We start from the raw sequence: 17,375 nt of genomic DNA on the forward strand, positions 1-17,375 counted from the left end.
CACCCCCAGGGCAAAGGCTGAGGTGGGCTCAAGCGCCGTCCCTGCATAATGCCGTCCACCTAAAGCCAAGTGAACCGGTCAACGAGCCTGAGACAGATATTTGTCTCAGGCTTATTTTTATAGTGCTGCTAGTCTTAAGTCATGGTATAGTATAGGAAAAAAGATACAGAGGTGGAACGGTTGAAAGAGAATCAAGGTATTCTTCTTGAAAGTGGAACAAATGAATTAGAAATTATAGAATTTCAAATTGATCAGCACCGTTATGGGATAAATGTTATTAAAGTAAAAGAAATTATCCAGCCCGTGCCTGTTACGCCAATCCCTCATGCTCATCCATATGTAATGGGGATTATTCAACTAAGAGGAGAAGTTCTACCTGTAGTGGATATTCGAAAAGTTCTTGGTGCACCTATTCAAGAGAAAATGTCACAGGAAAAATTCATTGTATCAGAATATAATCAACAAAAAATTGTTTTTCAAGTCGATAATGTTTCCATGATCCATAGAGTATCATGGGATCAAATAGAGAAACCTTCTCAGATGTATCAAAATGAAGCAACTCTAGTCATCGGGGTAATTAAACGTCAAGAGGAGATGCTTCTGTTACTTGACTTTGAACAAATCCTGCTTCAGATTAATCCGCAAACCGGTATTAATGTAGGTATGATTAAACAGTTAGGTAAAAGAGTGCGCTCATCAAAGAAACTTCTTATCGCTGAAGACTCACCGATGCTGCGCAAACTATTATTTGATACGTTGAATGAGGCAGGCTATGATCAAATCGAGTTTTTTGAAAACGGAAAAGACGCATTCAATTTTTTAGCCTCTATTGAAATGGAACATAAAGGAAAACCAATTGAAGAAAGTGTTCAGCTGATCATTTCGGATATTGAGATGCCGCAGATGGACGGGCATCATTTTACAAAAAAAGTAAAAGAACATAGCACCTTGTCAAAGCTGCCAATCATACTGTTTTCTTCTCTTATCACGGAAGATCTAAGGCATAAAGGAAACCAGGTGGGAGCAGATGCGCAAATCAGCAAACCGCAAATTAATGAATTAGTGCAATGTATTGATCGACTTGCTCTTTAACTTTTGCTAAAAAAGGCGAGAAAACCCCCATTTAAAGCAGCGTGAGCGAGTTAGTGGGGGTCGTTCAAATAAGAACAAGCTAAAGGCAGGTTAAAAAGAGAACGAGACATGATGATCATAATTATAGTAATAAGAGTGTGGAATATAAACTAGAGGTTTTTGGAAGGGACAACTCCTAAAGAAAATGAAGGTCCTTGAGGGCTATACATGGCGTTACCTGAGAAGAACGCAAGCGTCAATTCTTTCGAAATCATTTGCTTATAAGTTAACGGAAGGGTTGCAAGGAGGCCGAGACAAATGTCTCGGCCTTTTTTTCTTACCTAGCAGTTTAATTAAGCTACTTATTCACCGAGGCGTTTAAAAACAGGTTTTTGATACGTTCTATTGTTTCTTGGTGTCGGAGGCTGGGAATCAGACAGACCAGTGTATGACTGAAGAATGACCTTTGCTTCTCTTAAGCTCATTTTGGTTTTGGGGTTACGAAAAGTATCTGAGAGCTTTCCTAGGTGGGGAAGTGTATCGAAATCTTCTTTTTTAGGAGGCAAATGAAACAAATAGTCTCCGCACTCTACTAACACATCAGATCTTTGCTGACTCATCCCTGGATTCCTTGAAAACTGCAATCCAATTTTCTTTGCCTTTGCTTCCTTTAAAAGTTTTGCAAGCGTTTCTTTCTTTAATCTGTATAAATATTTTGGATCAGACGCAGTCTTAGCGTGCTTATTTACAGTGAATAATGCTTGAGAAAGTACAGTGACGCTATTTTTTTGAGGATCAAAATCGGTCATATCATCATTCCCTTATTTTTATGGTTTTTTAAAGTATAGCCTTTAAAGAAGGATTTTTAAAGAGAAGAACAGGGAAAAGAAAGAAAGTAGCAGGCAAACTCGTTAAGATATATACTTGTACATAGTAAATTAACTGGAGATGAGCACATGAAAAAAACAGCAGTTGTTGATATTGGGTCAAACACGATTCGTTTAGTCATTTATCACTATGAAGTAGATAAGGGTATGAGAGAAATAGAAAATATCAAGACCGTTGCCAGGCTCAGCTCGTATTTGTCAGAAGATGGAATGATGAGTGAAGAGGGCGTCACAAAATTAATTGAAGCGTTGGAATCTTTTAAAGAAATTGTCAATTACCATACTATTGATGATTTAAGGGTGGTAGCAACAGCAGCTGTGAGGCAGGCTCGAAATCGAAAAAATATTTTAAAAGTAATTGAGAATAAGGTCGGCTGGACTGTTTCGATTTTAACAGAAGAAGAAGAGGCATACTTTGGGTACGTCGCAGTCGTTCACAGTACTCCTATAAATTCTGGTGTAACGATTGATATGGGAGGCGGAAGTACAGAAGTTACTTATTTTGAAGATAAAAAGCTTAAGCATGCTCATAGCTTTCCTTTTGGCGCTGTTACACTTAAACGAAAATTTATGAAGGGAGATGCGATGACTTTAAGCGAACAAAAAAAGCTGATCACTTTTTTAAAGGATCATTTTGCTACACTTTCCTGGCTCAAAAATAAGCAAGTACCTATTGTCGCAATCGGGGGCAGTGCGAGAAATATTGCTCAAATTGATCAGCAACTAAAGGATTATCCAATAGCAGGTGTCCATCAGTATTTTATGTCTAAAACATCTCTTTTTACGTTAAGAGATCAATTATTGACGAAGACAATTGAAGAACTGGAAAAATTGGATGGACTTTCTTCTGACCGATCCGACATTATAGCACCTGCTTCTCAAGTGTTTTGTCAGCTTTTTGAAATCACCCAGGCTACAGGATTTTTGTTCAGCCGTAAAGGACTTCGTGACGGAATAGTTATTAAAGAACTGATGGACAAAAACATAACACCCTTAAGCAAAAATGAGGTTTTTATAAATAGTTTAAAAGAGCTTTCTTTTGATTATTCTATCAATCCAATGGACGCTGAATACATGATGAAACTTTCATCTGATCTTTATGAGCAGCTTTGCAAAATAGGGGAATTGAGTTATTCAGAGGAAGATCTTCTCCTGTTAAAGCGTGGAGCCTACTTATATTATCTGGGTGAATACATCGATTCAGAATCAAGCAGTCAGCACACATTTTATCTGATTGCCAATCGTTCAATTGACGGCGTGCTTCATCACGACAGAATCAAGTTGGCTCTAATTGCTTCATTTAAAAACAAATCTTCTCTTCAGCAATATTTACAGCCTTTTTCGGAATGGTTTACAAAAGAAGAACATCAGACAATTCGCGAACTTGGAGCTCTTTTGAAATTTGCTTATAGTTTAAATGGGTCCAAAAGAAGATTAATCGAGCGGGTGAGAATTGAAAAATCTGCGGGGAATGTGAAAGTGACATTGGAAGCTGCAGGCAATACATTAGCAGAAGAATACCAGGCTGAAAAGCAAAAGAAGCATTTGGAGAAAGCATTGAAAAAATTGATTGCTCTTGAGTTTGTAAAAAAATAATATTTTTACATTAAGCATATGGTGGCTTCATATTCATTCTTTATTATTAGATTAATTGACTATTTTCTATATAGAGGTGAAGGCAGAATGGATAACCCAAATCAATTTTTTGAAAGCACATCCTTTTACAACAACAGAGAACTTAGCTGGCTTGCTTTTAATGAACGGGTTCTATGGGAAACGCTTGATCATAAAAATCCCTTATTGGAACAATTAAGATTCCTAGCGATTTTCAGTTCAAATTTAGACGAATTTTTTATGGTAAGAGTAGCCGGATTAAAAGATCAGGTTAAGGCTAACTTCAGTAAACCTGAAAACAAAGCAGGATTTACCCCTAAAGAACAATTAAGAGAAATCTCACACTATAATCATGAACTGGTGGAACTTCAAACCAAGGCTTTTGCAAACGAGATACTGCCAAAGCTGGAAAAAGAAGATCTGTTCTTTGTTAAAACATCCGAATTGACTGACTATCAGCAGGAATATATTCAGTACTATTTTGAAGAACATATTTCTCAGAAGTTAACTAGTATGATTATAAGCAAAAATAGTTTTTTTCCGAAACTCCCCAATAAAAGCCTCAGCCTGTTTGTTTATTTGGAGTCTGAGTCAGCAGCGAGTGAACAGCAGGAGATGGCTGTCATTCAAGTGCCAACTTCAATCAACCGTGCGATTCGCATCCCTTCTGATGAGGGTGATACGTTTGTTATGCTTGAAGAAGTTATTTCTCAATTTATCTATAGATTATTTCCAGGATACAATGTTACATCAACCACCATATTTAGAATCACCCGAAACGCCGATTTGACGATTCATGAGGATGAGTCCAGCGATTTATTAATTGAAATAGAAAAAGAACTGAAGAATAGAAAATGGGGAGCGGCAGTAAGACTTGAAATTGAAGAGAATACCTTACACAATGATGCCCTTTCCTATTTAATCGATGTACTTGAAATTGAAATGGAAGATGTCTACAAAATTAATCGTTTTTTGGACCTTACGTTTTTGTTTTCTTTTGTACAGGAAGTTGAAAACGAAAAAAGGGATTTATTATTTCCTCCATTCGATCCTCAAACGCCTGAAGTTTTAAAAAACGAAAAAGATGTTTTTAAGTTGGCGTCAAAACAGGATTTGTTTTTTCACCATCCTTACGACTCCTTTGGTCCAATAGTTGATTTTGTAGGAATCGCAGCTGAAGATCCTGAAGTTCTTGAAATTAAACAAACACTGTACAGAGTAAGTAAAAATTCCCCGGTTATTGATAATTTAAAAAAGGCAGCTCAAAATGGCAAACAAGTAACGGTATTAGTTGAATTGAAAGCCAGGTTTGAAGAAGAAAAGAATATTAAATGGGCAAAAGAACTTGAAAGAGCAGGCTGCAAAGTTTTATATGGTATGAACTACTTAAAGACTCACAGTAAAATTACGCTCATTGTTAAAAAAAGACAGAACAAGATAGAAAATTACGTTCACCTTGGTACAGGAAATTATAACGAAGAAACTGCAAAAATATACACAGACATGGGAATCATTACTTCAAACCCTCAAGTAGGAAAAGATGCTGAAAAGTTTTTTAACTATATTAGCGGAGATAGTGAAAAACCCGTATATGATCATTTAGTTGTAGCTCCCTTTTCGATTAGAGATAAAATGAGTGAACTTATTGATGAAGAAATTGCTTACCATGAAAAATGGGAAAATGGGCACATTATTGCCAAAATGAATTCGCTGACGGACAAAGAACTCATTAAAAAGTTTTACAAAGCTTCCTGCAAAGGAGTAAAAATTGACTTGATTGTTCGTGGGATCTGCTGCTTAAAACCGGGCATAGAAGGAGTTAGCGAAAACATAAAAGTACTTAGTATTATTGGAAGATATTTAGAACATAGTCGTATTTATTATTTTAATCAAAATGGTCAGCCGAAAATTTATCTGTCATCCGCCGATCTAATGACTAGAAATATGGAGAAGCGGGTAGAAATCTTTTTCCCGGTTCTTGAAAAAAAGAATAAAATAAAACTGCTTGAAATTTTAAATTGGCAGCTGCGTGATAATATTAAAGCCCGTTATCAGGACAACACGGGAAAATACAGTTATATATTAAAGAAACGAGATAAATCGATCCAGTCCCAGCAAATCTTTTTGGATAACGCTTATAATGAAAAGTAGTTCATAGAACGCTTAGTCTTTAAAAGATCGTGCTGATGAATATTTGTCATGACTGAAGATTTGTTTTTCCAGTTTAAGTTTTCTTAAATCCCCACACGATTATATCTTTTACTTGATGACTTAATGCACTACTCGGTAGGTGAAAGTGATGGCTTATAGATTTAAAGCTATTTTAATAAAAATTTTTAATGTATATATATTTTGAATATATTTGTTATAATAGGTAATTATGGAATGAAATAAATTTTTCATTTGACTGAAGGGCACGTCTTGTTTAATTTGACATTTACTCTTTAGTCCTATACGTTAGAAATAGTGTTTTTAAGCAAGTCAAAGGTAAAGGAGTTTAATATAGCTGTGAAAAAAGGCATAAAATTAGATATCTTGCGCATACCTACAGATTTTGGAACGGTAGTAGTCTATACAGACGGTTTTACGGATAAAGGCTCAAAAGGGAAAGTATTCGCCGAATTAAATGGCTTTTCAGCATTTGCTGTCGGGCATCATCGAAAACGGACGATTATTCGAGCGATTACTCAGCTTCATCAAAAACTTTCATTATCCCAAGATTTTTCTCAATAATAAAAATGAACGTAAACCTGCAACTTAGTTGCAGGTTTTTTTGATTTTTAAGCTCTATTGCCGTATACTTTAATGAGTGAATATTCATTCATTTTAAAAGGGGGATTCAGGATGGAGAAGAAAGTTTATATTATTACAGGCGGATCAAATGGAATGGGGAAGTACATGGCACAAAGGTTCGTGCAGGATGGACATTCAGTATTAATTACTGGAAGAGATCTTGATAAACTGAACCTTGCTAAAAATGAATTATCTGTCGATGGATCAGGCGGAATTGATATTTTTCAAATGGATGTTAGAGAGGCCGAAATGGCTCCGAAAATGATAGAAGATGCAGTGAAAAAGTTTGGAAAAGTGGATGGACTTATTAACAATGCGGCTGGTAATTTCATATGTCCTGTTGAAAAAATGTCGCCGAATGGCTGGAAGTCTGTTATTGATATTGTATTAAATGGCACATTTTATTGTTCAAAAGCCGCTGGAGACTATTGGATCGAAAACAATATTAAAGGAAGTATGATTAATATGGTCGCAACATACGCGTGGGATGCCGGTGCAGGAGTAGCACATTCCGCTGCAGCAAAAGCGGGTGTTCTTTCTTTAACGAGGACGCTTGCTGTAGAGTGGGGACATAAATATGGAATCCGGACCAATGCGATTGCCCCGGGACCTATTGAGCGAACGGGTGGAGCAGATAAATTGTGGCAATCTGAAGAAGCTGCCAAACGAACACTTGCATCTGTTCCACTAAAGAGATTAGGCAGGCCTGAGGAAATTGCAGGATTAGCGGCTTATTTATTTTCTGAAGAAGCCGCTTATATTAATGGAGAATGCATCACAATGGATGGTGGCCAGTACTTAAATTCTTTTCCATTTTAAGGTGAATAGTCCGCAAAAAATCTGGACATTCTATAACAGAAGGATGTGATCAGGTTGAGCGAAGGACCTTATTTCGGTTTAATACTATTTTTTATATTGATTGGTGTTGCAGGTTTTTTTATTACCATGAGGATTGCCTATCGGAATTCAAAAGCAAAAGACACCAAAGATGAAGATGTAGCAAATGGAGCGCGTGCACACAATGTTTTAATGAATCCAGTATTTATTGTTTATATCCTGGCTGCAATTTTTGTTACAGGATACATTATTTATTGGATTATGATTACGTAAACGCCAGCTGAAAGGGAATTTCCTGATCTCTGGCTTTTTTATTCACATGAAATATCTAGTGCGGATGCCAGTTCTTCTAAATTAAACCCTCTGATCACCTGCTGTTCATTAACTACTACTGTAGGAGTAGAATAAGCTTCCAATTGAGTCAGCATATATGATTTTGCCTTTTGATCAACCTTTATATTAACTTCTTTAAATTGAATATAGTGCGCTTGTAAAAATTTTTTTACAATTTCACATGGCGGGCATTGGGGCTGTGTATAGAGTACAACCTTATGCATAATTTTCACGTCCTGACTTTACATGTATTGTAATTCTTTATCTAGTTTGTCCTATAGAAAGCAATGTGTCAAAATATATGCTGAAGATCAAGGCTTGTTAGGAATTTAATATTAGTTATGTTAATCTGTTTAAACTATATAATCTTTAATTTAATTATGGTATAGTAATCCTTGTTTTGTAATGAGCAGATTAGGGGAAATAAATAAAAGCTGAATTTACTTTCCGGACACTCGCAGCGTGTTTCTATACTAGCTGAAATTATTGCGATACTTTACTTATAATGCTGTGTAATTGCATTTTCTTAAATGCAACGGTACTGGCATTGAAGCCATACTTTAATAGGGAAGGAGAATGCCGTATGTCACAATCACAATTAATGGGCATTATTCAAAGGTTAAAAACGTTACAGGAGCAAGATGATTCAGGAGATGTACAATCAAGATTTTTTGAGGTTAACGGAAGAAGAGTTTGTCAGGTAAAATACTTTTCAGCTAATGACACGTTCGAACTTGAAGTGTACGACCGAGATAATAAAGCTCAAAAATACCCGTTCGATAATATCGATATGACCGCTATCGAAATTTTTGAACTGCTTCAGGAAGAAAACGAATTATAAAGCATTCGGTTACAACTAAAAGTAATTTATGGTCTTCTGATTTTATTCAGCTGCATTGTAAATTTATTTAAAGCTGTCATTTGTTCCATTACCGTGGAATGAATGACAGCTTTTTTTTGTTTTGGAATATGATTGAATTATTTCTCTTTAAACAGAGTATAAAAAGAAGTTTTCAGTATGAAGGAATAAATCTTACATTTCAGCGTTTTTTGGAAAATATGTTATGATGATAAAGAATGTTCAAGTAAAAAGGGGTATCAGAATATGATTTCTATCGAACATAAAGACTTTCTAGAAACAGCTATTGAAGATTTCGTTATTTCATCTGAAAAAATTGCACACGTTCAGCCGTCCAATACGATCGAACATGCATTATTGCTGCTTACTAAAAGCGGCTATTCAGCTATTCCGGTTTTAGATGTGCATTACCATTTAAAAGGATTAATCAGTATGCAGATGATTACCGATTCAATCCTTGGTCTTGAGACAATTGAATTTGACCGTTTGGATGAAAAACGGGTAGAAGAAGTAATGGATCCAAATATTCCCCATTTGAAAATGACTGATCAATTTCAATATGCATTAAATCTTCTTGTGGATCATCCATTTTTATGTGTCATGAACAAAGAGGGGTATTTCCAGGGGATCATGACCAGGAGAGTCATGCTTAAACAGCTGCAAAGGCATATTCATATGCAAATTCAACAGGCTTAATTTTGAAGGGAACAACTAGTGGATGAATACTTCAGATGCAAATTTTAAACAAAATAAATATCGACCTTTCATTTTGGCATCTGTTATGCTCGCTATGTTTGTTGGTGCCATTGAAGCGACAATAGTATCAACAGCTATGCCTGCCATTGCAGCAGATCTTGGTGGATTTGAACTTTACAGCTGGGTATTTTCATCGTATTTACTGATGAGTACGGTTACGGTTTTGATATACGGAAAGCTGTCAGATCTGTTCGGACGAAAACCGGTTATAACATTTGGCATGACTTTATTTTTAATTGGATCAATCTTGTGCGGGTTCGCTGAATCAATGGAGTGGCTTATAGCTTTCAGGTTTATTCAGGGAATTGGAGCCGGAGCAGTGCTTCCTATTGCGACGACTATCGTTGGAGATATTTATAACAAAGAAGAGCGCGCAAAAATTCAAGGATATTTATCAAGTGTCTGGGGTATTTCTGCCATTATGGGTCCTGCACTAGGCGGGCTCTTAGTAGATACCATTGGCTGGCAGTATGTTTTTTGGGTAAATATTCCATTAGGGATTCTTTCTCTCATCGGTTTGTGGATCTTTTTAGATGAGAAAATTGAAAAGAAAAAACATCATATTGATAGCAAGGGAGCTATTCTTTTGACAGCTTCCCTGACTGTTCTCCTTTATTTACTAGTTGAAGGAGGCGTAACAGTTGGATGGACTTCATTGACGGCTGCTGGGTTGCTTATAGCGGCAAGTGTTTTATTTATTCAATTTATAAAGCATGAAATGAAGACGGAAGAACCAATGATGCCATTTTCAATATGGAAAAACCGGTCTATATTAATCGCAAACATTGTTTCTCTTGCAGCTGGTATATTGATCATAGGAATTTCAAGTTATCTTCCTGCATTCGTTACCGGTGTGATGGAGCAAAGTGCAAGAGTGGCGGGATTTACACTCACAGCAATGTCGATTGGCTGGCCGATAGCAGCTGTCATTGCAGGCAAGCTCCTTATACGCATTGGCTACTACCGGACATCGCTTATTGGCGGATGCTCGCTTGTTGTCGGTGCAGTACTATTTGTGCTGATGGAGCCTTCCTACGGTCCGTGGTGGGCTGCTATGTCATCGTTCTTTGTCGGCGTTGGTATGGGGCTGACGACTACTTCTTTTATCGTAACGATTCAAAGTGCAGTGTCATGGAATTTAAGGGGAGCGGCTACTGCGGCAAATATTTTCATGCGAAACTTGGGAAGCACAGTAGGAGTGGCTTTACTTGGCGGCATTTTAAATGCCAGCCTGTTAAACTCATTTCGTTCAAGCACAAATGAAAATGTAAATGAACTTGATGTGAACGCAGTTAATGAATTGCTGACAAAAGAGGGCCGAAGCTCACTGGACGGGGATATTCTGAATGCTCTTCAACAGGCAATGTCTACGGGGTTAAAGTCTGTATATGCAATCGTACTCGTGATTGCCGTGATCAGCTTAATTCTGATTTTATTTCTACCAAAGAAGGATATTCCTTCATGAAGAGAGGTTCTTAAAAAATGAATCGTTCCGATTACCGCTTGCTTGTCGTGCTTTCTCAGGAAATGAATATGAGAAAAGCTGCGGAGCGTCTTTTTATCTCCCAGCCTGCCCTATCTCAGCGACTACAAACGATTGAGAAAGAATGGCGGCAGCTTCTTTTTTTACGATCCCAAAAAGGAGTTACTTTAACTCCTGCAGGAGAAGTTGTGATTCAGTTAGCAAAGGATATCCTTCTAAAAGAAGAAAGTGTAAGCGAGCAATTGCAATTAATGGATTCAAAGGTGTATGGGACGCTAAAAATAGCCTGTGCCTCAATCGTGGGTCAAAACTGGCTGCCGAAAGTATTGAAGCGTTTTGTAGAGGCAAATCCCCACGCCCGTATTTCGTTAATAACTGGCTGGAGCAGTGAAATATTACAGGCTGTGTATGCAGGAGAAGTACATATAGGCATTATACGCGGGACTCCAGATTGGAAAGGTCCTAAGATGCATCTGTTTCAGGATCAGCTTTACCTTGTGGATAAGGAAATAAAATCGATTGAAGATTTACTAAAAACAGAAAGACCCTTTATTCAGTTTAAAAGTGATTCAAATTATTACCAGGAGATTCAGGACTGGTGGAATCAGCATTTTAAAACTGCGCCGAGGCAAAACATTTTGGTTGATCAAATTGAGACTTGCAAGCAAATGGCCCTTAACGGAATTGGCTATGCAATACTGCCTTCCATTACGCTAACCGGCTCAGAAAAAAATATTTATAAGATCCCTCTTCAATCAGAAGAAGCTGCTCTGAAAAGAGATACCTGGCTGTTAGGCTACCAGTCATCTTTTGAGCTTCCGCAGGTAGAAGCTTTTTCGAAAGTCGTTAAGGATTACTTAAAGGAAATGAAGTTAAATTGATTACTAATGACTTGTTTTTAAATACTCTGTTCTGATAAAGTAGAAGAGCGCTATAGTTACTAATGTTCTTGAAGGGAGATAGGATAATGAACCAGATGAATGCTAACGAAATTATTTCATACATACAAAATGCAAAAAAATCAACACCTGTAAAAGTATATTTAAAAGGACAAAACCTCGATCAAATTAACTTTGGGGAATCAGCTCAAACTTTTCTTTCAGCAGAGACTGGTGTCGTTTTTGGAGAATGGGCGGATCTTTCAGAAGCCATTCATTCAAATGAAGATAAAATCGCTGATTATGTTGTTGAAAATGACCGCAGAAACTCAGCTATCCCGTTATTGGATCTTAAACATGTGAAGGCAAGAATTGAACCCGGTGCAATTATTCGTGATCAGGTTGAGATCGGGGATAATGCAGTTATTATGATGGGTGCCTCTATAAATATCGGTTCAGTTGTGGGTGCGGGAACGATGATTGATATGAATGTTGTTTTAGGCGGCAGAGCTACAGTAGGTAAAAATTGCCATATAGGTGCCGGTTCTGTTCTTGCAGGAGTCATTGAGCCGCCATCAGCTAAGCCGGTGATCGTAGAGGATGATGTTGTTATCGGAGCAAATGCTGTTGTGTTAGAAGGTGTAACGGTTGGGAAAGGTGCTGTAGTGGCAGCAGGCGCTATCGTTATAGAAGATGTTCCTCCATACACGGTAGTTGCGGGAACGCCGGCTAAAGTTCTTAAAAAGATAGATGAAAAGACAAAATCAAAAACAGAAATTAAGCAGGAACTTCGCCAGCTATAAAGTACATTAAGCAAAGCGGGAAATGTTTTGAATACAGTCTGAGACGCAGATATTATTCTGCGTCTTTTTTTAAGGAGTGCAGGAAAATGAATCCTTTTATTTCTATTAGAAGAGAGTTGCATAAAATACCCGAGACTGGCTATAGCGAATTTAAAACTCAAGAATTTTTATTGCAGTATATAAATAGTCTCCCGCAAGACCGCTTAACAGTGGAAAAATGGGAAACTGGACTATTCGTTTTTGTTGAAGGCATTTCTCCCGTGAAGACAATTGGTTACCGTGCGGACATAGACGGACTCCCTATTGAGGAAATGACAAACCTTGACTTTAAATCTGAGCACCTTGGATATATGCATGCCTGCGGACATGATTTTCATATGTCAATCGCCCTTGGTGTACTGACACAGTCTGTTATGAATCCTGTACAAGATAATCTTCTTTTCCTTTTTCAGCCTGCAGAAGAAGGTCCCGGAGGAGCTGAAAGAATGCTTCAGTCCGAGCAGATGAAAAAGTGGATGCCGGATCAAATGATAGGGCTGCACATCGCTCCTGAATATAAAGCAGGGGAAATTGCTGCAAAACCTGGTTTGCTTTTTGCAAATACATCTGAACTTCACATAGAACTGACTGGACTTGGAGGCCATGCGGCCTATCCACATAAAACCAAAGATATGATTGTAGCGGGAGCCCACCTTATTACACAGTTGCAATCCATAGTCTCAAGAAGTCTTGATCCTCTCGATAGCGGCGTCGTGACAATCGGGAAGCTTGAGTCCGGAACAGTCGGCAATATTATCGCCGACAAAGCGTTATTAAGCGGTACAATGCGGACTCTTGATCCTGACACAATGATTATTCTAAAATCCAGAGTAGAAGCTATTGCCAATGGGATCGGGGCATCATTCGACTGTGAAGTTAAAGCAGAATTCAATCAGCCATATTACCAGGTTTATAATGATGAGACACTTGTATCGGAATTTATGAACTTTGCAAGTGAATCAGGCAGTGTAAAGGTGATTGAGTGTGAGAAGGCAATGACCGGAGAAGATTTCGGATACTTTTTAAAGGAGATCCCGGGCTTTATGTTCTGGCTGGGAGTAGATTCACCTCATGGCCTTCACCATGCTAAATTAAATCCGAATGAAGAAGCAATTCCAATTGCGATTGATTTGATGTGGAAGTATTTGAGCAGAAACCAGGAATAAAAGGCTTCTGCTTAAGCAGCATAGCTGTATCGATCGATTGTTAAGTTGTAATATAACATGGAATAAGATAAGAGCTTGAATTTAGAGAGGGCGGGACATATTTTTAGTCTCAGCCCCTTTTTTTTACTTTCAGTTAAGATATTTCATCTATTATTAAATATAAAAAAGGCTGTCAGGAGCATTAGGATGCGTACTCTCTGATCAGCCTCGAAGACTTATTTTTTTTAGTTCAACGATTCTTTTTTCTCTATATAAACCTGATGAGGAAACGGAATTTCGATTCCGTGCTGATCAAAAGCCTCTTTAATTGATTTTCTCAGACTCCGTTCAACACCCCATTGTTCCATATTCGCTGTCTTGGCAATAATTCTGAGTACCACATCTGAATCCCCTAGATTTTGAACACCAAGTACATTTGGCCCCTCTGTAATGGCTGGATTTGTTTGGGCAAGATCATCACAAACTGATTGAAGAACATCAATTGCTTTATCCACGTCATCATTATAAGAGATCCCGATATCCACCAAAGCCTGCATATTTCCTCTTGAGTGGTTGCTCATGCCGGTAATTTCCCGATTTGGAACATAATGAAGAGTACCGTCGAAACCTCGGATTTTTGTTTGACGAAGACCTACCTCTTCACAAATTCCTGAAAATTCGCCTGTTGTGATGTAATCGCCGACATCAATTTGTTTTTCAAGCAAAATGAAAAATCCTGTTACCACATCACTCACTAATCCTTGTGCGCCAAAGCCAATCGCAAGACCTATAACTCCTGCACCGGCAATGAGAGCGGTCACGTCATAATTAAAAACTTGCAAAATCGTTACAAATAAAATAAAGACTAGAACATATCCAAATAAATTCTTTGTTAATCCTTCAAGTGTTTTTGCTCGATTAGTCGAAACATTTTCTTTTTTTTCGTACCTCTCAAATGTGCGAGTCAGAACACGGTTACCAATGCTTCTGAATATTAAAAAAGCGATGATAATCCCAATCACTTTTATTGCTCCTATTCCCAGAGCAATTAGCAGGGCACCCCATTCATACTCAGCCAGTCTTTCATTTAATACTGTTAATTGTAAGTAAGCCATTTTAATCATCCTTTCCAGACGTAGAGCATTCATTTTAACACTTTTATATTTTTTTCTTCAAACAATACAGCATAATTTACTTAAGATTGCACAGTTTATTAATTAGAGGTCATACAAAACGCAGCATTCAAATCCTTATAATTGACTCTGTATGTTGATTATATTATCATTTGGAATGTAGATTTTTGTTGGAAGAATTTTTCGCTCGACTATGAATCAAATTTTGGAGGGATTATTGATGGCAGAACGTATGGTAGGCAAGCAAGCTCCACGTTTCGACATGGAGGCTGTGCTGGCAAACAAAGAATTCGGTAAAGTAAGCCTGGAACAAAACATGAAAGAAGACAAATGGACAGTATTGTTTTTCTATCCAATGGACTTCACTTTCGTATGCCCGACAGAAATTACTGCAATGTCAGATCGTTATGATGAATTTGAAGATCTTGATACAGAAGTAATTGCTGTTTCAACTGATACAATTCACACTCACTTAGCTTGGATCAATACAGAGCGTAAAGATAATGGTCTTGGCGAGTTAAAATATCCTATCGCAGCAGATACGAATCACCAAATTTCCCGTGATTATGGCGTACTGATTGAAGAAGAAGGAGTTGCTCTTCGCGGACTATTTATTATATCTCCTGAAGGAGAACTTCAATATCAAACAGTATTCCATAACAATATTGGCCGTGATGTAGATGAGACGCTTCGTGTTCTTCAGGCATTGCAAACGGGTGGACTTTGCCCTGCAAACTGGAAACCGGGACAAAAAACACTCTAAATAGCAAGGAAAAAGACCAGCTGATGCTGGTCTTTTTTTGTGAGAACGTTGATAGGGAATTTTTAAAAAAGGAGGTTTACGAAAACACTTGCCTGCAAGTTCGATTTTAAAATATTGAATATTTTATGTTATAAAAAAATTCAAAATAAAGGTGGTATTATATTTCGAAAACCGATATATTAAGTAGTATGCTTTAAATTGTGGAAGGAGGAAAGACATGGACGTCTTGCAAAAACTTAAAAGCTTTTATTGGCCTCATAAACGGTATTTTATTGTATCCATCGTTTTTCTGCTGATCATGACTGGAATTACTGTCGTTTATCCGATCATCCTGCAGTTAACGATAGATGAAGTTATTCTCGAAGGCAGATATGGCATCGTACCTTACTTAGCGCTGGGTTTCATCGGTATAATGGTCATAAAAGGAATCGCTACCTACATATCGCAGTACAATGGAGATTTATTTGGAATCATAACCGTCTATGATCTGAGAAATACATTGTATAAGAAGCTTCAGCGTCTGCCGTTTCAGTATTATGATAATGCTAAAACGGGAGATCTTATGTCCAGACTGACTGCTGATGTTGAAATGTTCCGTTTTTTTCTATCGTTCGGTTTCGCAGAATTAATTCGTTTGGTTCTTTTACTTATCGTCACTACGGGAGTCATGCTGTATTACTCTGTTCCACTGACAATCGTGACTATGCTGACCATCCCTTTTCTGGCTGTTGTTGTATACAAATTTGATAAAAAAGTACACCCCGCATTTCGTAAGGTGCGAAAGTCTTTTGGTCAGCTCAACACTAACGTTCAGGAGAATATAAGTGGAATAAATACAGTAAAATCTCTTTCAAAAGAAGAACACCAGATAGGGAAATTCAATACATCAAATAAGGATTATAAAGATCAATACATTTATACAGCTGATATTTGGGCAAAGTATTTTCCTTTGATGGAGTTCCTCGGAAATGCAAGTGTCATTTTGCTATTAGGGTACGGTGGTTACTTAGTAGTAAACGGGAATGTAACTCCCGGGGAGTTAACAGCTTTTTATAGTTTAGTTGGATTTATCATTTGGCCAATAATGAATCTCGGCTTTACAATCAATCAGTTTTCTCAATCCAAAGCCTCAGGTGAGCGGCTGTTGGAAATTCTGGACGCAAATGAATCAATTACAGACAAAGAAAGCGCTGTAACGATGACGAGAAGTAAAGGAAAAGTTGAGTTTGAAAATGTGAGCCTCAGATATACTGAAAATGATGAAAAAGCGCTTGATGACGTTTCTTTTACTGTTGAAAGCGGGAAAATGATTGGTTTAATTGGCGCAACGGGGTCGGGTAAAACGAGTGTAACTCAGCTTATGACAAGGTTTTACGAACCTACTGAAGGAAGTGTGAAAATTGATAATATTGATGTACGCGATTACACCTTATCTTCGCTGCGACAAAATGTAGGCTTTGTTTTACAGGAATCTTTCCTGTTTTCTTCTACTATAAGAACGAATATTTCTTACGGCAGACCTGAAGCTTCGTTAGAAGAAATCATTAATGCCGCAAAGCGTGCACAAGCTCATGAATTTATCATGGAGCTTCCTGATGGGTATGACACAATGCTTGGTGAAAGAGGGCTTGGTTTATCTGGAGGTCAAAAGCAGAGAATTGCAATAGCCAGAGCGATTTGCCTGGATCCTAGTATATTAATTCTCGATGATGCCACCAGTGCAGTCGATATGCAAACGGAATTTAATATTCAAAAAGCCTTAACAGAAGTCATGAAAGGCAGAACCACTATTATTATTGCTCACAGAATTTCATCATTAAAACATGCAGATGAAATTTTAGTTTTTGAGAATGGTACAATTACAAATCGGGGAACCCATGATTCTTTAGTAATTGAAGAAGGTCAATATCAACGCATTTACAATATTCAATATAAAGATCAAAAAAAAATAGTGCATGCTCAGTCTAAAGCGAGGTGATTC

At 37.5% G+C, this 17,375-nt stretch carries 17 protein-coding genes; 14 read left to right on the forward strand and 3 right to left on the reverse strand.

Going from position 1 to position 17,375, the window contains the following annotated elements; all coding sequences use genetic code 11:
• Nucleotides 1-180 precede the first annotated feature (180 nt).
• Nucleotides 181-1,092, forward strand: coding sequence for a chemotaxis protein (locus KR50_RS08055; RefSeq protein ID WP_041057130.1), 912 nt, complete (start codon nt 181-183; stop codon nt 1,090-1,092).
• 341 nt (nt 1,093-1,433) lie between these two features.
• On the opposite strand, the gene KR50_RS08060 is transcribed toward KR50_RS08055, so the two are convergent.
• Nucleotides 1,434-1,880 carry a YkyB family protein gene (locus KR50_RS08060; protein ID WP_041057131.1) on the reverse strand — a complete coding sequence of 149 codons (447 nt, stop codon included), beginning with the start codon at nt 1,878-1,880 and terminating at the stop codon, nt 1,434-1,436.
• 147 nt (nt 1,881-2,027) lie between these two features.
• On the opposite strand from KR50_RS08060, the gene ppx reads away from it, so the two are divergent.
• The 5 genes from ppx (at nt 2,028) to KR50_RS08085 (ending at nt 7,475) form a co-directional block, all read left to right on the forward strand.
• Nucleotides 2,028-3,554, forward strand: coding sequence for an exopolyphosphatase (gene ppx, locus KR50_RS08065; RefSeq protein WP_041057133.1), 1,527 nt, complete (start codon nt 2,028-2,030; stop codon nt 3,552-3,554).
• Between the two features lie 87 nt (nt 3,555-3,641).
• A complete protein-coding gene (locus KR50_RS08070) occupies nt 3,642-5,723 on the forward strand; it encodes an RNA degradosome polyphosphate kinase (protein WP_041057134.1) in 2,082 nt (693 codons plus the stop codon).
• A gap of 357 nt (nt 5,724-6,080) precedes the next feature.
• Entirely contained in the window at nt 6,081-6,305 is a 225-nt protein-coding gene (locus KR50_RS08075) for a hypothetical protein (protein ID WP_052476895.1), read from the forward strand.
• A 111-nt stretch (nt 6,306-6,416) separates the two neighbouring features.
• Complete coding sequence (gene fadH / locus KR50_RS08080; RefSeq protein WP_041057135.1) at nt 6,417-7,184, forward strand: 2,4-dienoyl-CoA reductase; 768 nt, start codon at nt 6,417-6,419, stop codon at nt 7,182-7,184.
• 54 nt (nt 7,185-7,238) lie between these two features.
• Complete coding sequence (locus KR50_RS08085; protein WP_041057137.1) at nt 7,239-7,475, forward strand: hypothetical protein; 237 nt, start codon at nt 7,239-7,241, stop codon at nt 7,473-7,475.
• Nucleotides 7,476-7,513: 38 nt separating this feature from the next.
• Here the strand turns inward: KR50_RS08085 and KR50_RS08090 are convergent, their stop codons facing one another.
• Nucleotides 7,514-7,759: a glutaredoxin family protein gene (locus KR50_RS08090; RefSeq protein WP_041057139.1), complete on the reverse strand. Its 246-nt coding sequence runs from the start codon at nt 7,757-7,759 to the stop codon at nt 7,514-7,516.
• A 359-nt stretch (nt 7,760-8,118) separates the two neighbouring features.
• Between KR50_RS08090 and KR50_RS08095 the strand changes: the two genes are divergently transcribed.
• The 6 genes from KR50_RS08095 to KR50_RS08120 all read left to right on the forward strand — a co-directional run bounded on the left by KR50_RS08095 (nt 8,119) and on the right by KR50_RS08120 (nt 13,519).
• Nucleotides 8,119-8,376, forward strand: coding sequence for a YkuJ family protein (locus KR50_RS08095; protein WP_041057141.1), 258 nt, complete (start codon nt 8,119-8,121; stop codon nt 8,374-8,376).
• 264 nt (nt 8,377-8,640) lie between these two features.
• Nucleotides 8,641-9,090, forward strand: a complete 450-nt coding sequence (gene cbpB, locus KR50_RS08100) for a cyclic-di-AMP-binding protein CbpB (protein WP_041057142.1) — start codon at nt 8,641-8,643, stop codon at nt 9,088-9,090.
• Between the two features lie 22 nt (nt 9,091-9,112).
• On the forward strand, nt 9,113-10,615 hold the full coding sequence (locus tag KR50_RS08105; protein ID WP_041057144.1) for an MDR family MFS transporter: 1,503 nt from the start codon (nt 9,113-9,115) through the stop codon (nt 10,613-10,615).
• A gap of 17 nt (nt 10,616-10,632) precedes the next feature.
• Nucleotides 10,633-11,514, forward strand: coding sequence for a LysR family transcriptional regulator (locus KR50_RS08110; protein WP_041057145.1), 882 nt, complete (start codon nt 10,633-10,635; stop codon nt 11,512-11,514).
• 86 nt (nt 11,515-11,600) lie between these two features.
• The gene (gene dapD / locus KR50_RS08115; protein WP_041057146.1) at nt 11,601-12,314 is read left to right on the forward strand and encodes a 2,3,4,5-tetrahydropyridine-2,6-dicarboxylate N-acetyltransferase; all 714 of its coding nucleotides are present in this window, start codon (nt 11,601-11,603) and stop codon (nt 12,312-12,314) included.
• Between the two features lie 86 nt (nt 12,315-12,400).
• Complete coding sequence (locus KR50_RS08120) at nt 12,401-13,519, forward strand: N-acetyldiaminopimelate deacetylase (RefSeq protein WP_041057147.1); 1,119 nt, start codon at nt 12,401-12,403, stop codon at nt 13,517-13,519.
• A gap of 224 nt (nt 13,520-13,743) precedes the next feature.
• Here the strand turns inward: KR50_RS08120 and KR50_RS08125 are convergent, their stop codons facing one another.
• The gene (locus KR50_RS08125) at nt 13,744-14,613 is read right to left on the reverse strand and encodes a mechanosensitive ion channel family protein (protein WP_041057149.1); all 870 of its coding nucleotides are present in this window, start codon (nt 14,611-14,613) and stop codon (nt 13,744-13,746) included.
• 238 nt (nt 14,614-14,851) lie between these two features.
• On the opposite strand from KR50_RS08125, the gene KR50_RS08130 reads away from it, so the two are divergent.
• Nucleotides 14,852-15,394, forward strand: a complete 543-nt coding sequence (locus tag KR50_RS08130) for a peroxiredoxin (protein WP_041057151.1) — start codon at nt 14,852-14,854, stop codon at nt 15,392-15,394.
• Nucleotides 15,395-15,611: 217 nt separating this feature from the next.
• Nucleotides 15,612-17,372 (forward strand): ABC transporter ATP-binding protein, encoded by a 1,761-nt coding sequence (locus tag KR50_RS08135; RefSeq protein ID WP_041057154.1) that lies wholly within the window; start codon nt 15,612-15,614, stop codon nt 17,370-17,372.
• Nucleotides 17,373-17,375: the final 3 nt, after the last annotated feature.

Source organism: Jeotgalibacillus campisalis, assembly GCF_000829515.1.
Lineage (GTDB): Bacteria > Bacillota > Bacilli > Bacillales > Jeotgalibacillaceae > Jeotgalibacillus > Jeotgalibacillus campisalis.

Excerpts from the sequence above, each read along its gene's own strand:
- KR50_RS08060 (WP_041057131.1), bottom strand. The coding sequence starts at position 1,880 with ATGACCGATTTTGATCCTCAAAAAAATAGCGTCACTGTACTTTCTCAA.
- ppx (WP_041057133.1), top strand. The coding sequence starts at position 2,028 with ATGAAAAAAACAGCAGTTGTTGATATTGGGTCAAACACGATTCGTTTA.
- KR50_RS08070 (WP_041057134.1), top strand. The coding sequence starts at position 3,642 with ATGGATAACCCAAATCAATTTTTTGAAAGCACATCCTTTTACAACAAC.
- fadH (WP_041057135.1), top strand. The coding sequence starts at position 6,417 with ATGGAGAAGAAAGTTTATATTATTACAGGCGGATCAAATGGAATGGGG.
- KR50_RS08090 (WP_041057139.1), bottom strand. The coding sequence starts at position 7,759 with ATGCATAAGGTTGTACTCTATACACAGCCCCAATGCCCGCCATGTGAA.
- KR50_RS08095 (WP_041057141.1), top strand. The coding sequence starts at position 8,119 with ATGTCACAATCACAATTAATGGGCATTATTCAAAGGTTAAAAACGTTA.
- cbpB (WP_041057142.1), top strand. The coding sequence starts at position 8,641 with ATGATTTCTATCGAACATAAAGACTTTCTAGAAACAGCTATTGAAGAT.
- KR50_RS08105 (WP_041057144.1), top strand. The coding sequence starts at position 9,113 with ATGAATACTTCAGATGCAAATTTTAAACAAAATAAATATCGACCTTTC.
- KR50_RS08110 (WP_041057145.1), top strand. The coding sequence starts at position 10,633 with ATGAATCGTTCCGATTACCGCTTGCTTGTCGTGCTTTCTCAGGAAATG.
- dapD (WP_041057146.1), top strand. The coding sequence starts at position 11,601 with ATGAACCAGATGAATGCTAACGAAATTATTTCATACATACAAAATGCA.
- KR50_RS08120 (WP_041057147.1), top strand. The coding sequence starts at position 12,401 with ATGAATCCTTTTATTTCTATTAGAAGAGAGTTGCATAAAATACCCGAG.
- KR50_RS08125 (WP_041057149.1), bottom strand. The coding sequence starts at position 14,613 with ATGGCTTACTTACAATTAACAGTATTAAATGAAAGACTGGCTGAGTAT.
- KR50_RS08130 (WP_041057151.1), top strand. The coding sequence starts at position 14,852 with ATGGCAGAACGTATGGTAGGCAAGCAAGCTCCACGTTTCGACATGGAG.
- KR50_RS08135 (WP_041057154.1), top strand. The coding sequence starts at position 15,612 with ATGGACGTCTTGCAAAAACTTAAAAGCTTTTATTGGCCTCATAAACGG.